The sequence below is a fragment of the Xanthomonas albilineans genome (genome assembly GCF_009931595.1).
In the GTDB taxonomy this organism is placed as follows: Bacteria; Pseudomonadota; Gammaproteobacteria; order Xanthomonadales; family Xanthomonadaceae; genus Xanthomonas_A; species Xanthomonas_A albilineans.
In genome coordinates, this window is the sequence record NZ_CP046570.1 from 3,473,229 (window position 1) to 3,486,788 (window position 13,560).

10 protein-coding genes and 1 pseudogene are annotated in these 13,560 nt (G+C 63.7%); 3 read left to right on the plus strand and 8 right to left on the minus strand.

Going from position 1 to position 13,560, the window contains the following annotated elements; genetic code table 11:
• The first annotated feature begins 218 nt into the window (after nucleotides 1–218).
• Nucleotides 219–1,109, plus strand: a complete 891-nt coding sequence (locus tag XaFJ1_RS14565; protein ID WP_012917447.1) for a class I SAM-dependent methyltransferase — start codon at nucleotides 219–221, stop codon at nucleotides 1,107–1,109.
• Nucleotides 1,110–1,153: 44 nt separating this feature from the next.
• Here the strand turns inward: XaFJ1_RS14565 and XaFJ1_RS16600 are convergent.
• Nucleotides 1,154–1,276 (minus strand): annotated as a pseudogene (locus XaFJ1_RS16600) (helix-turn-helix domain-containing protein); the annotation flags it as partial.
• Between the two features lie 243 nt (nucleotides 1,277–1,519).
• Between XaFJ1_RS16600 and XaFJ1_RS14575 the strand changes: the two are divergent.
• Nucleotides 1,520–1,966, plus strand: a complete 447-nt coding sequence (locus XaFJ1_RS14575) for a hypothetical protein (protein ID WP_012917448.1) — start codon at nucleotides 1,520–1,522, stop codon at nucleotides 1,964–1,966.
• A 393-nt stretch (nucleotides 1,967–2,359) separates the two neighbouring features.
• Here the strand turns inward: XaFJ1_RS14575 and XaFJ1_RS14580 are convergent, their stop codons facing one another.
• Together XaFJ1_RS14580 and XaFJ1_RS14585 are read right to left on the minus strand one after the other, a co-directional pair.
• Nucleotides 2,360–4,444, minus strand: a complete 2,085-nt coding sequence (locus XaFJ1_RS14580) for a beta-galactosidase (protein WP_045757052.1) — start codon at nucleotides 4,442–4,444, stop codon at nucleotides 2,360–2,362.
• A 431-nt stretch (nucleotides 4,445–4,875) separates the two neighbouring features.
• Nucleotides 4,876–5,520: a DUF2076 family protein gene (locus XaFJ1_RS14585; protein ID WP_012917451.1), complete on the minus strand. Its 645-nt coding sequence runs from the start codon at nucleotides 5,518–5,520 to the stop codon at nucleotides 4,876–4,878.
• A gap of 678 nt (nucleotides 5,521–6,198) precedes the next feature.
• On the opposite strand from XaFJ1_RS14585, the gene tcuC reads away from it, so the two are divergent.
• Nucleotides 6,199–7,503, plus strand: a complete 1,305-nt coding sequence (tcuC, locus tag XaFJ1_RS14590) for an MFS transporter (protein WP_155393700.1) — start codon at nucleotides 6,199–6,201, stop codon at nucleotides 7,501–7,503.
• Here the strand turns inward: tcuC and XaFJ1_RS16410 are convergent.
• The 5 genes from XaFJ1_RS16410 to XaFJ1_RS14610 form a co-directional block, all read right to left on the minus strand.
• Complete coding sequence (locus XaFJ1_RS16410; protein ID WP_268988930.1) at nucleotides 7,470–7,598, minus strand: hypothetical protein; 129 nt, start codon at nucleotides 7,596–7,598, stop codon at nucleotides 7,470–7,472. The two genes, tcuC and XaFJ1_RS16410, sit on opposite strands and share 34 nt — an antisense overlap.
• Before the next feature lie 27 nt (nucleotides 7,599–7,625).
• The gene (acpA, locus tag XaFJ1_RS14595) at nucleotides 7,626–9,302 is read right to left on the minus strand and encodes an acid phosphatase (RefSeq protein ID WP_012917453.1); all 1,677 of its coding nucleotides are present in this window, start codon (nucleotides 9,300–9,302) and stop codon (nucleotides 7,626–7,628) included.
• A 199-nt stretch (nucleotides 9,303–9,501) separates the two neighbouring features.
• Nucleotides 9,502–10,497: an AI-2E family transporter gene (locus XaFJ1_RS14600; RefSeq protein ID WP_045757053.1), complete on the minus strand. Its 996-nt coding sequence runs from the start codon at nucleotides 10,495–10,497 to the stop codon at nucleotides 9,502–9,504.
• A gap of 471 nt (nucleotides 10,498–10,968) precedes the next feature.
• Nucleotides 10,969–12,807 carry a dihydroxy-acid dehydratase gene (ilvD, locus tag XaFJ1_RS14605; protein WP_012917455.1) on the minus strand — a complete coding sequence of 613 codons (1,839 nt, stop codon included), beginning with the start codon at nucleotides 12,805–12,807 and terminating at the stop codon, nucleotides 10,969–10,971.
• 315 nt (nucleotides 12,808–13,122) lie between these two features.
• A complete protein-coding gene (locus tag XaFJ1_RS14610; RefSeq protein WP_049887197.1) occupies nucleotides 13,123–13,506 on the minus strand; it encodes a hypothetical protein in 384 nt (127 codons plus the stop codon).
• Nucleotides 13,507–13,560: the final 54 nt, after the last annotated feature.

Sequence of the window (13,560 nt, forward strand, 5' to 3'; positions counted from 1 at the left end):
CCGCCGCGGCCAGCCACCACGCTGCGGAGGCGCAGTCGGAACGGGATCCGCCATAGCGGCCACCTGCAATCTCCACTTGAATGGACCATGACGGTGAAGCCGGCCCTGGCACCGCGCGCTCGGTTGGAGTCCAGATCGCGCGCAAGCGGCACTGCGCACGGTGGCGTAGCCGATCGCAGCGACCATGGCGATGCCCCGACGCAGAGGCATCGGTTACGATGCACTCCCGCTTCCGAACAGCATGCCGCGCCGTCCGCGTCGGCAGATCCGACGTGACCCACTACTGCGGCCCCCTGCTGACCAGACCACTCGCTGCGGCGCTGCTCGCCGCCCGCGATGCCGGTGACGCGCTCTGGTCCGGATCGCTGGATCTGCAGCGCAGCGAACAACAAGCGCAGCTCGCCGACGACCACTGGCAGTGGCGCAGGCAGAACTATCCCTACCCGCCCAAGCTCAAAGAGCGCACGCTTTACTATTGGGACGGCGAAGACTTCGCGGCAGTCTCGCGTTTTGGCGACGCGCTGATCAAGCTGGTGCCGACCGAATGGGGTGCGCCCACCTTCGAGATAGACGGTATCAAGATGCTACCCAGCGCGCAGTTGTCGCCGTTCGAAGATGCGCGGCGCAAAGTCGCACTGATCGAACCACGCGGCAAACAGGTGTTAGACACCTGCGGCGGGCTGGGCTACTTCGCTGCCTGCGCGCTGGAGGCGGATGTGGCGCGGATGCACTCGTTCGAAAAGAACGCCGACGTGCTGTGGCTGCGCACGCTCAATCCATGGTCGCCGGACCCTGCCGCGAGCGACGGTCGCCTGCAACTGACCCACGCCGATATCGTCGAGGGCATCGCCGGGATCGCCGATGCGGCGATGGACGCAATCCTGCACGACCCACCGCGTTTCGGCATCGCCGGCGAACTCTACGCGCAGACATTCTACGATCAGCTCGCGCGGGTGCTGCGTCGCGGCGGCCGCTTGTTCCACTACACCGGCAGTCCGAATAGGCTCACCAGTGGCCGCGACGTGCCGCGGGAGGTCGCCAAACGCCTGGAGAAAGCCGGGTTCACCGCGCAACTGGCGCTGGACGGGGTGCTGGCGACGCGTCGCTAAAGTCGCGGCACAGGGCATGGCGGTCTCGACTTGCAAGCGCAACACGTAAGAGTGGACGCGCTTCGTCCGAGTCCGCGCGCAATGGAGCGGATGCTCGCACCGTTACCGAGTTCGATATGCAGCAACGCGCGCTCTTCGAAACTCATATGGCGATATTGTTTCCCCATGCACACACCCTACGTGATTGCATGGCGTTGCAGTTGGAAGTTGATTCTAAGATGCATTGCGTCGTGCCCCCTGGTGCGCATCTTGGCAGGCCGGGACAATACGACTGCACATGGAAACCGTTGCACAAAGTGCAACACAATTTTTTTGTGATGCAAAATTCAATTTTTCTCTAAAAATTTCCTTTGCGGTAGACGCAATGGCAAATAATTTGACAAGCATCATCAGCACTTGCCATTAGTGCAGTGCCCACAACAATTGACAAGCAGGCCGCATCCCCCGTCAAATTGAGTGCAATCATCATGAAAATACATTCGTCCATTCGTAATTTCCGCAAATCCGCGCTGTTAATCGTGTTCGCACTGGTGGCGACAGGCGCATCCACATGGGCTGATGCACAACAAGCCGCGCAGCTTCGCATAAGAAGTTATAACTCCAACGTGAAAGGAATTTGGATACAAAACGAAAATAATCCTAACGGATGGATGTGCTTTCCATTGACAAGCCCCGGCGAAACCCCTGGACCAGGAGTATTAATCGGCAGTAAATTCAGCGCATATGCCTTGAGTTCAACCGAATGCGCAAATGGCGGTCAACGCATACAAAACATGTACAGTAAAAATTACACAGTGCCGGATACTAATCGTGTAGTTATTGCCATTACCGCCACGAAACTCTACTTCAACCCGTAAAGTGACAGACAACAACCGTTAATACGCGCGGCGGCCAATCGTGTCACGGGCCGCCGCGTTGCCGATGTCAGTGTCGCCGCACAAAATCCCGCAGACGACGGAGTTTTGATGGCATACACGCCTTACGTGATTGCGCGGTGTTGCACTTGAGAAGTTGAGTCTAAGCCTGTGGATGACATAGACACAGCGCAGCAGGATTGCCCGCGCGGGTGAATGCGCCCTCGTTCGCCGGCGCGCGGTATGCAGCGCCGCAGGGCTCGGGGGCTGCATCATCGCTGCGACACCCACGCCCAGCGCACGCACGATTTGCCAGACCGAAGTCGCCATCACCGGTGTGCCCGAGGGCTCCCCATCCCGCAACGCTGCGGACGAGCCCACGAACTTGGCGCATGCTTAGCGGCGCTGCTCCATTACCGCCACGTCGTCGGGGCCCAGATGCACCACCTCGCTGATGGTGTCCGCATGCAACAACGAGCGCATCGGCGCTGGCAAGCGCACCGTCTGCGCAACCGCGCCGTGGTTGATCAACACCACGATACGGCGCGCACCTGCGCTACGCTCGCCCACTTCCACTTCCGCTGGCACATCCGCCAGCGGCGCACGCACCTGCGCCTGGCGCAACCACGCAGCGGTGAGGCGATCCTGCGTGGCCTCGTCGAACCAAGCCCCGACATAGGTGATACGGCCCTTGCCGACACGCCGGGTCAACAGCGCCGGGGTGCCGTCCAGCCAACCATTGGCCGTGCCATAGTGCATCGGTGCCTCGGTGTCGGATCCGGTCGCCTGCAACTGTTCCGCCCAGATCCTGGCGCTGCCGTCGACGCCGTCGCCAACAACCGGAATCGGTGTGTCCAACGCATAGAACTGCTGCACACGGCCACCGAGCAACGCCGCCAGCGGGCCGGGCTGACGCTGCGGATACAGGCCGTTGTCGCTGTTCTTCATCGCGCTACGCGGCCCCAGCACCAAGTGCCCACCGTGTTCGACATACGCTTTGAGACGCTGCACCTGCACCTCGCTGAGCACGTTGAGTGAAGGCGCGACCACCAGCTTGTAGCCATCCAGCGGCGCCAGCGCCGAGACCACGTCAACCACCTGCGCCTGCTGGCGCAGCGGGCGATAAAACACCTTCATCTGCGCGACCGGATCGAAATCGGCCGCATGCTTCTGGAAACCGATCGCCCAACGGCTGTCGAAGTCGTTGATCAAGGCCACCTGCGCCTGCGGCGTGGTCCCCGCCAGCGCGGCACCGGCCTTGGCGAACTCCGCACCGATCTGCTGGATCTCGGCATACACCGGCACCGGCTCGCCATCGGCACCCACCAGCGTGCCGTGGTATTCCTCCTGCCCGTTGGGCGCGGCGCGCCACTGCCAGTACGACACCGCATCGGCGCCATGCGCCACCGCCTGCCAGGCCATCGCCCGCACTTCCCCCTTGTGCAGCGCCACGTTGGTCGCGCGCCAGTTGACGAAACCCGGCTGGGTTTCCATCACCCAGTAATTGCGCCGCTTGTAGCCACGGGCGAGATCGTGGCGCGCGGCGTTGTCCACCCAGTCGTAGCGCTCGCCGGCGACGTAATCGTCCCAGGCGGCGATATCCAGCGGAGCATGCACGGTGTAGGCATCGAAACCGGCGAACCAGCCCATGGTATTGGTGGTGATGAACTGGCGCGGATCGGCATGCGGGCGAATCGCCTCGATCTGATTGCGCGAATAATCGGCCCAGGTGTCGCTGACGAAGCGCTTCCACTCCAGCAGCAACGCCGGGTTTTCCTCGTTCTCGCGCACCGGGATCTGCGCGAAATCGTTGTAGGTCTGGCTCCAGTACGCAGTCGCCCAGCGCTGGTTCAATGCGTCGATGCTGCCGTATTTGCGTTGCAGCCACGCGTGGAACTGCGCCTTGGCCTCGGGATCGAACGAGGCCTGCGCATATTCGTTATCCAGTTGCCAACCGACCACATTTGGGGTGTGACCATAGCGCTGCGCCATCTGCTCGGCGATGGCGTGCGCGAACCGACGGTAGCGCGCACTGGCGAAGGAGAACTGCTGACGGTTGCCGTGTTCGTCGCGCACACCGTCCTGGCTCACCCGCAAGGTCTCCGGATAGGCCTGGGTCAGCCATGCCGGCGGCGCGGCGGTCGGCGTTCCCAGCACCACCATGATGTGATGGCGCGCGGCGGCGGCGATCGCGCGGTCCATCCAGACAAAGTCGTACTGTCCTTCGCGCGGCTCCATCCGGCTCCAGGCGAACTCGCCGATCCGCACCACCCGGATATGCGCGGCTTCCATCAGCGCCAGATCGCGCTCCCATTGCGGCTCCGGCCACTGCTCCGGATACCAAGCCGCACCGAGCAGCAGCGGTGGCGCCTGGCGATAGCGTGTCGCCTGCGCGTGCAGCGACGGCATCAGGCAAGTGGCGAGCAACAGCGCAACGCACAACGCAACGCCCACGCGTTGCGGAAACCGGGACTGGGGCATAGAGCACTCGTCAGATGGCGGAAGCCCGCACGTCATCGTGCAACGCGCGGCGCCCAGGCATTGTGCGCGTCCACACCCGCAGGCACTTGTGCATATTGCCGCACCCTGGTGCGCAACTACGCACAATCACCCCGCATGCAGAGGCATGCGGACAATCACAATCACCGCATTGTGCGGCGATAGCAGCATGTATCTTGGAATGCAGGGCAACCCGTGTTCTAGGGCGATCCACAGAACGTCGTCACCCTGATCCGGGGAATAACCGCACGCGCGCAGTCTGCAACGAGAACGCCACTGCCACTGACAGCCACAGGCCAGTGGCGACGGCCTAATGCCACTGGCCTAGACATCGCGCGCGCGGCACCGACGGCCAAGCGTCGTACTCGGCCAAGGTGAACCGAAAAGCCTGCAATGCCCGATCAGCAGGCCTCTCAGACCCAGTCGTCGCCGCCCATGTCGGCATCGTCCTGGTAATCCTGGCCGACGTCCTGGTCATTCTGCATCGGTGCGTCGTAGTAGTTGTTGGTGACATTCTCGACCACCACATCCTGCTGCCCACCACCACCACCACCACCACCACCGAAGAGACCACCACCGTGGTGTCCACCGAGCAGGCTTTCCACACCCTCGAACAAGAACATGCCACCGGCCACACCCGCTGCGGTGGTGGCCGCCGTGCTGAGGAAGCTCGGACCACGGGCCGCCGCAGGTGCGGGTGCCGGTTCGGGCGCCGCCGCACCACCACCGAACCAGCGCTCACGCCACCCTGGTGCCGCAGCCGCGGCGGCAGGCGCGGACGGCATCGGCGGCGGCGCGGCATTGAAGCCCTGACCCAGGAAACTGGTCGGCGGCGGCGGGGGTGGAGCGGCTTGCTGCAACTGCGCGATCTGCGCCTTGGCCGCCTCCAGCGCGTGTTCCAGTAACAACGCCCGCTGCACCAGCAAATAAGCCGCATCAGGCTGATCGGCCAGGCGCGCATGGATCAACGCGTCGGCCTGCGGGTCTTTGACCACCCCGCCAGCGCTGCGCAAGCGCGCCAGGAAGTCTTCGAGAAGCTGCTGCTCTTGCGGAGTCATACGCGTATCCGAATGTGATGACCGGCCCACTGCCGGCACCGCACGGTATGGGGATCACCTCGCCCACGCCAAGGGTGGCGCTCCCCGTCGGTGCGATGGCATTCATCCACGCGGCCGATATCAGCTTGACAGGCGGGTCCATGCGGTGAATGTGGGCGCTGCGGCGAACGCTTTTCCTGCCAATCTACGACATCCCTACCCAGATCCTGTCGCCAGACCCGAGCATCTGCAACTCGCACCGCTGCCGCCCGGGCGGCGGTGCTGGTATGCATCGATGGTCCGTCCACAAGCCACGACACACCGCTTCGCCAGGGTCAAACCCGCTCATCGGCTAATAAAGGCAACTCCCTACTGTTGATAAATCATCTGACCGTTACTACTCCAACGCAGTTGTCATTGGGCATCTGCGAGAGGAAAAACCCCATCATCATCGCTACTATGCAAGCGTGCTGTCGTGTTAGACCGTTTCATAGCAATGCATTCATACGCCCGAGCACCACTGCATGGGTGGACTGTTGTGGGTCTAACGCACGCCACCTCCGCTACCGAGCATGACCTGTTACACGTAGCGAAAGGTGTCTGTGGCGTGTTGTACTGTGAAAGCGCAAGGGCGGCCGCAGCATTGCATTTGCGTATCATTGCGCGGCAACACCTCTCATTTTCAACAGACCACGACCGATGATGTCTTCCGATATGCCACCTGCCGCCATGGATGCTCCACCCCATGGCGCCGCCGCTGTGTTCCGCGTGGTCACCGGCAATTTCCTCGAAATGTACGACTTCATGGTCTATGGCTTCTATGCCACCGCCATCGGTCATGCGTTCTTCCCTGCGCACAGCGCATTCTCCTCGCTGATGCTGTCGCTGGCGACGTTCGGCGCCGGCTTCCTGATGCGCCCAATCGGTGGCTTGGTGTTGGGCAGTTACATCGATCGGCATGGGCGCCGCAAAGGTCTGACCCTGAGCCTGATGTCCGTGGGCGTTTTGTTGATCGCCTTTGTGCCGGGTTACGCCAGCATCGGCATACTCGCACCGGCGCTGGTATTGCTCGGTCGTCGCCTGCTACAGGGCTTTTCCGCTGGCGCGGAACTGGGCGGCGTGTCGGTGTATCTGGCCGAGATCGCCACGCCGGGCCGACGCGGTTTCTATGTGGCCTGGCAATCGGCCAGCCAGCAGGTCGCGGTGGTGTTTGCCGCGGCACTCGGCGTCGCCCTGCATACGCTGCTATCCGAGAGCGCGATGGACAGTTGGGGATGGCGCATCCCGTTCTTCATCGGCAGCCTGATCTTGCCGTTGATTTTCCTGATCCGCCGTTCGCTGCAAGAAACGCCGGAGTTCGCCGCGCGCCAAGCGCCAGACCTGGCTGGCATCGCCCAGTCGCTGCGCGCCAATGCCGGGTTGGTGCTGGCTGGCGTCGGGCTGGTGCTGATGACTACCGTGTCGTTCTATCTGATCACCGCCTACATGCCGACCTATGGTCGCTCGGAGCTGCACTTGAGCGAGCTGGACAGCCTGGTGGTCACCGGCTGCATCGGTCTGTCGAACTTTGTGTGGCTACCGGTGATGGGCGCGCTGAGCGATCGCATCGGTCGCAAGCCGTTGCTGGTGTTCGCCACGGTGACCATGCTACTGACGGTATGGCCGGCGCTGCATTGGCTGGTCGACGCTCCTTCGTTCGCGCGGCTGCTGCTGGTCGGCGAATGGCTATCGCTACTGTATGGCGCCTACAACGGCGCGATGGTGGTGGCCTTGACCGAAGTGATGCCGGCAGAGGTGCGCACCACCGGCTTTTCGTTGGCCTACAGTCTGGCCACGGCGACGATGGGCGGCTTCACCCCGGTGGTGTGCACGTGGTTGATCCACACCACCCACAGTCCGGCCGCGCCCGCCTTATGGCTGTCGTTGGCGGCGCTGATCGGCCTGAGCTGCTCGTTGCTGCTGTTCCGTCGTCAGCGCGGCATGCTGAGCGCCAGCGCCGGTTGAGCGTGTGCTGCCAGCACGCCACTGCCGCATAGCGCGAGCAATGCGGTGGTGCCGATGCGATGCGGAGCATGCAGCACGCTCGCAACGGCGTGCATGCTGCGTGCAACTTGGCCTCGGCTGGCTTAGCCGAGGTCCAGCGCAGCGGTCAGATCGCCCGGGACCACGCCACTGGCAGCATGCATCGTGCGTTCCCGCTCGGCCAGACCAGGTAGCTTCTCCAGCCCGAAACGGCGGGTGATGAAACGCAGAATCGAGCCGGTGTCGTACACGGTGTGATCGACATGACCACGCTTGGCGTACGGCGAGACCACCAGTGCCGGGATGCGCGAGCCAGGACCCCAGCGGTCGGCTTTCGGTGGTGCCACGTGGTCCCACCAGCCGCCGTTCTCATCGAAGGTGATGAAGACGGCGGTCTTCTCCCACAGCGGACTTTTGCGCAGGGCGTCGATCACCATCGCGATGTGGCGATCACCCGCGGCCACGTCCGAATAGCCGGCGTGCATGTTGAGGTTGCCCTGCGGCTTGTAGAAGGTGACGGCTGGTAGCGTGCCAGCCTGCACGTCGGCGAGGAAGCGGTTATCCGGAGCGCTGTCGCCCAGCCCGCTGTCGCGCAGGCGCTGCGCACGCGCAGGCGTGCCGGGAGCCAGATTGGCAAAGTAGTTGAACGGCTGGTGGTGGATCTGGAAATTGGGGCTGGTCGGGAACTCGCTGGTGTCGCCGGTGTCGCCCTTGCCTTGCACTGCCAGACCCCAACCGCCGGCGTACCACGCCCACTCCACGCCCTTGGCGTCGAGCGCGTCGCCGATGTGGCGATGGGTCTGCGGCGGCAAGGTGTTGGGGCTGTCCGCTGCGGCGTAATCCCGGCGCGTCGGATCCTGGCTGGTGCTGGGCTGGAACGGCGGACTCATGGTGTTGATCGCCCAGAAGTCCGGGGTCAACGCGCCACTGCGCACGAAGCGCGGTTTGCCGTTGAGGGCAGAAGCGGGCGAATCTTGCTGCTCCGCCAGATGGATTTCGTCGGGCCGGTCGCTAGCCAGTTTGCTGATTTGCAGCCGCGCCGGGCTATTGTCGGCGTTCGGGTAGTACGGCGCCTGTGCGGCCACCAGGTATTGGTGATTGAGGAACGAACCGCCGAACGCACCCATGAAAAAGTTGTCGCACAGCGTGTACTCGCGCGCCAAGCTCCACAGCCGCAAGGTCGCCGGCGCATCGCCATAGTGGCCCATCACCAAACCGCCGGCATCGCTCCAGGCCGCGAAGCGGTCGTTACGGCCGCCGTTGATCTGCATCTGGTTCTCGTAGAAACGGTGGACCAGATCGCGGGTCACCACGCCGTGTGGCAACGGCTTGCCGTCGGCCGTGCGCAGTGGGTAGGGCGCGTTGGGCAACGGCCCGATCGCGTCCTCGCCGATCTTGTAGCGGCGGTGCTCCACCACCTGTTCGTTCGGCGCCAGCCCGCCCCAGATCGGCGGCAGGATATCGAGGACATTGCCATCGCGGTCGACCTGCCGCGCCTGCGCTGGCGTCACCTGCGACAGCGGGTGTTGCAGTCCTGGAAAGTCCGGGAACAGGTTATTGAAGCTGCGGTTCTCGGCGTAGATCACCACGACATGCTGGATCTTCTCCTGCAACTGCCGGTCCACCGCGGTGGCCGACAACGCACGCTTGGGCGTGTGCTGCGCGGTGTCGGTGCGCGCCTGGGCCGGGCCGATCGCCAACGCGCCGCCGGCCAAGGCCATGCCGCCGAGCAGGCGCCGGCGTTGCGGGTTCTCGGGAGTAGGGTCGGTGGGTGTGGACATTGGGTCCTGAGGCGATTTCTTCACGATGTCATAAAGGGCGGAAAAGGACAGCCACCAGTGTGGGCTGGGTGAATGACAAGCGGAAGCACGTGAAGCGGGATATGTATGACGCGTTCAGTGTCCGTCTCGCAGGCCAGTGGAGATGCGCCATCGTGCGGGTTCAGCCGCGCGACGGGCAACCAGCTATCCGTCGCCCGCATTACACCGTCGTCGCGGCGGACTCGGCTTCCTCGGCATCGCCCAGCGCATGCTGGACGTACAGGCGCTTGATCAGCACGAAGGTCACGACGGTGAGGGGCGCTGCCAGGACCACGCCCATCGGCCCGAGCAGCATGCCGATCCCGAACAACGAGAACAGCAGCAGCGCCGGCGGAAGATCCACCGCGCGTGCCTGGATCAGCGGTTGCAGCAGATGCCCCTCCAGTTGCTGCAGCACCACGAACAGCAGTAACGCGCCCAGCGCCACCTGCGGACTGACGGTGAAGCCCAGCAGGATCGCCGGGACCGCGGCCGCGATTGGGCCGACGATCGGAATGAAATCCAACAATGCGGTCAGCAAGCCAATCCCCAGTGCCACTGGCACGTGCAGCAGCCACAAGCCCACCCCGGTCAAAGTGCCGATCACCGCCATCGCCAGCAATTGACCCGCCAGCCAGGCGCGCAGGGCCTGGCCGCTGGCACCCAGGGCCGCATCGGCAACACCGCGCTGGTCGCGCGGCAGCAGCCGCAGCAACCCTTGCCGATACAGCCGCGGTTGCGCTGCCAGATAGATGCCGCCAACCGTCATCAGCACCGCGTTGGTGACGCCGCCGCCAGCGGACATCACGATGGCGCCGGCATGCGCGGCGACGGTTGACGCCCCATTGCGTAATTGTTCGGGGATACGATCGATCTGCGGCCCCAGCGGGCCGGATTGCAACCAGGCATGGAACTTGTTCCAGGCTGCCGGCAGGGTGGTGCGGAAGGCGTCGATCTGCGCGGCGACTTCGGAGCCGAACAGCAGCACGATCGCCGACAGCGCCAGCAACAACGACAAGATCACCAGCGCTAGCGCCGCCCACTCCGGGACCGGCAGCCGTTTGCACAGTACAGATGCCAGGCCGTGCAATAGCACACCGACCACGATGGCGCCGAACACGATCAGCAGCAATTCGGACAGTTGCCAGGCGAGCAACGCGAGCCCGCCGAGCGCCATGACGACCAGGACACGTGCCACGAATGGCCGTAGAGGAGAGGCGATGCTGGGGGCCTTGGTGTTCATATGGGTGCAGATGCAGATCGAAGTTGATCGTGATGGAGACAGTAACGCCATGTCGGTGGAAGGTGGGCGAAGATGGCCTGCGCGGCTTGGTACCGGAACTTTCGTTGCGGATCGAAAGCGATGCTCGTCCACTTGTGCAGAGCGTATCGCGCTCCTGCATCGCGTGTGGTCGTGGACAGCGCTGTGCTCGATGTCCACGACGCGCTCGGCCATGATAAGTCCGGGCGTGGTGCGTGCGGTATGACAGCCGCCAAACACACCGTGTCCTGCCGACACTCAATCTTGCGAGGCAATACCAAGATCATCCATCCAGCACGCTACGCCCGACTGCGACTCGGGCCGCTGGGATGTCGGCACCGAGAAAACGTGTCGCATGCATTTTCCCGATCCGATGGCGTCGCCGCTTCACCCCTCCAGCATCGCCCGATCCCGCACCGCACCCTTGTCCGCACTGGTGGCCAGGAGCGCATACGCCTTCAGCGCGGTGCTGACCTTGCGCGGACGCGATTCGGCCGGTTTCCAGCCACGGGCATCCTGATCGACGCGGCGGGCAGCCAGTACCTCATCGGAGACCAGCAGGTCGATGCGACGCTTGGGGATGTCGATGAGGATCCTGTCGCCGTCGCGGACCAGGCCGATAGCGCCGCCGGCCGCGGCTTCGGGTGAGGCGTGGCCAATGGATAGACCGGAGGTGCCGCCGGAGAAGCGGCCGTCGGTGAGCAAGGCGCATTGTTTGCCCAGGCCCTTGGACTTCAAATAAGAGGTGGGATAGAGCATCTCCTGCATGCCCGGGCCGCCTTTGGGGCCTTCGTAGCGGATCACCACCACGTCGCCGGCCTGCACGTCGTCGGCGAGGATGCCCTTGACCGCAGCGTCCTGGCTCTCGAAGACCTTGGCGTTGCCTTCGAACACGTGGATCGATTCATCCACGCCAGCGGTCTTCACCACGCAGCCGTCGCGGGCGATATTGCCGTACAGCACCGCCAGGCCGCCTTCCTGCGAGTAGGCGTGTGCCACCTCGCGGATACAGCCGGCGGTGCGGTCGATGTCCAGGCTCGGCCAGCGAGTGGCCTGACTGAAGGCGACCTGGGTGGGAATACCTGCCGGACCGGCCTTGTAGAACGTGTGCACGGCGTCGTCGTTGTTTTGCGTGACATCCCATTGGGCGATGGCGTCGGCCAGGCTGCGGCTGTGCACGGTGGGTTGATCGGTGTGCAGCAAGCCGCCGCGCGCCAGTTCGCCGAGGATGGCGACGATGCCGCCGGCGCGATGCACGTCCTCGATGTGGTACTTCGGCGTGTTCGGCGCGACCTTGCACAGCTGCGGCACGCGCCGCGACAGACGATCGATGTCGTACAGGGTGAATGGCACCTCTGCTTCCTGCGCGGCGGCGAGCAGGTGCAAGATGGTGTTGGTGGAACCGCCCATGGCGATATCCAGGGTCATCGCATTTTCGAAGGCTTTGAAGGTGGCGATGCCGCGTGGCAAGGCGGTCGGATCTTCGGCGCCGTACCAGCGGTGACACAATTCGACGGCGATGCGTCCAGCCTTGAGGAACAACTGCTCGCGATCGGCATGGGTGGCAACCACGGTGCCATTGCCGGGCAGGGCCAGGCCGAGCGCTTCGGTGAGGCAGTTCATCGAGTTGGCGGTGAACATCCCCGAGCACGAGCCGCAGGTGGGGCAGGCGCTGCGTTCGAAGGCGGCGACTTTTTCGTCCGATGCATTGGGATCGGCGGCGATCACCATCGCATCGATCAAGTCCAGGTTGTGATCGGCGAGTTTGGTCTTGCCCGCTTCCATCGGCCCGCCGGAAACGAACACGGTGGGGATATTGAGGCGTAGCGCGGCCATCAACATGCCGGGCGTGATCTTGTCGCAGTTGGAGATGCACACCAGTGCGTCGGCACAATGCGCATTGACCATGTACTCCACCGAGTCGGCGATGATCTCGCGGCTGGGCAGCGAATACAGCATGCCGTCGTGGCCCATAGCGATGCCGTCGTCCACGGCAATGGTGTCGAATTCCTTGGCCACGCCGCCGACGCGCTCGATCTCACGCGCAACCAACTGGCCGAGATCCTTCAGGTGTACGTGGCCCGGCACGAACTGGGTGAAGGAATTGGCGATGGCGATGATCGGCTTGTGGAAGTCGGCGTCCTGCATGCCGGTGGCGCGCCACAGCGCGCGGGCGCCGGCCATGTTGCGGCCGTGGGTGGAAGTCTTGGAGCGATAGTCGGGCATGGCGGGTGTTGTGTGATCGAAGGTGGGCCAAATACTGGCGGAAACGGTCGGCACGGCGGATGTTTAAAGGAGGCATTCACCGCCACCGCCATCCGCGCAGGATACGCGGCTATTGCCACGTTATCATGCGATCCCCAGTAGCTGCTCTTGCCAGATCTTCATCTGGGAAAAACGATGGGAGCGCCGCCCGGCACGAGCAGGCGCGTGCTACGGAAGACGAAAGGACTCAGCGAGCGCAGGGCGATGGCGATGGCGATGGCGATGGCTGGAAGAACTGAGCTTCACCATCTGAATGTCCAGCGGTTTTGTAGGCACTCAGAACCGTCGTTGTGCGTAGCGCCGCTCGAACTCTAAAGGCGACAGGTCGCCGTTTGAACTATGAGCCGTCAGGAAGCTCTGTTCGTCATCGCGGGTGTAGACCGAGTCTTGGTCCGAATGAACCAAGGCACCGAGCTTGGGCTTACGCCGCCAGGTCACCTCAAACCGGCTCGAGTAGATTGCTCGCCACCGCGCATGTCGCTCTGCGCAGGAAACGTGGCTTGCCCCCGTCGCCTGCCTGAGCAGGCAGGCCTTCCGCGCGCACCAAACGATGTCCTCAAGGCGGCTGTAGCTTTCGTTCAGATCCCGCAAGTCCTGGGTCGCTTTGCAATGCCCGTATGCACTGCCGCTGGCCAAGCATTGCTGCTTAATCAGCCGCATCCTCCCTGGTTCGCTCACTCATCGGCGAGCGCAGCCAAGAGTCGTCGCCAGACC

Bases quoted from the DNA above. Each gene is read 5' to 3' on its own strand.
- XaFJ1_RS14610 (WP_049887197.1), bottom strand. From the start codon at position 13,506: ATGCGGCTGATTAAGCAGCAATGCTTGGCCAGCGGCAGTGCATACGGG.
- XaFJ1_RS14600 (WP_045757053.1), bottom strand. From the start codon at position 10,497: ATGGCGCTCGGCGGGCTCGCGTTGCTCGCCTGGCAACTGTCCGAATTG.
- ilvD (WP_012917455.1), bottom strand. From the start codon at position 12,807: ATGCCCGACTATCGCTCCAAGACTTCCACCCACGGCCGCAACATGGCC.
- XaFJ1_RS16410 (WP_268988930.1), bottom strand. From the start codon at position 7,598: ATGCACGCCGTTGCGAGCGTGCTGCATGCTCCGCATCGCATCGGCACC.
- acpA (WP_012917453.1), bottom strand. From the start codon at position 9,302: ATGTCCACACCCACCGACCCTACTCCCGAGAACCCGCAACGCCGGCGC.
- XaFJ1_RS14565 (WP_012917447.1), top strand. From the start codon at position 219: ATGCACTCCCGCTTCCGAACAGCATGCCGCGCCGTCCGCGTCGGCAGA.
- tcuC (WP_155393700.1), top strand. From the start codon at position 6,199: ATGATGTCTTCCGATATGCCACCTGCCGCCATGGATGCTCCACCCCAT.
- XaFJ1_RS14580 (WP_045757052.1), bottom strand. From the start codon at position 4,444: ATGCCCCAGTCCCGGTTTCCGCAACGCGTGGGCGTTGCGTTGTGCGTT.
- XaFJ1_RS14585 (WP_012917451.1), bottom strand. From the start codon at position 5,520: ATGACTCCGCAAGAGCAGCAGCTTCTCGAAGACTTCCTGGCGCGCTTG.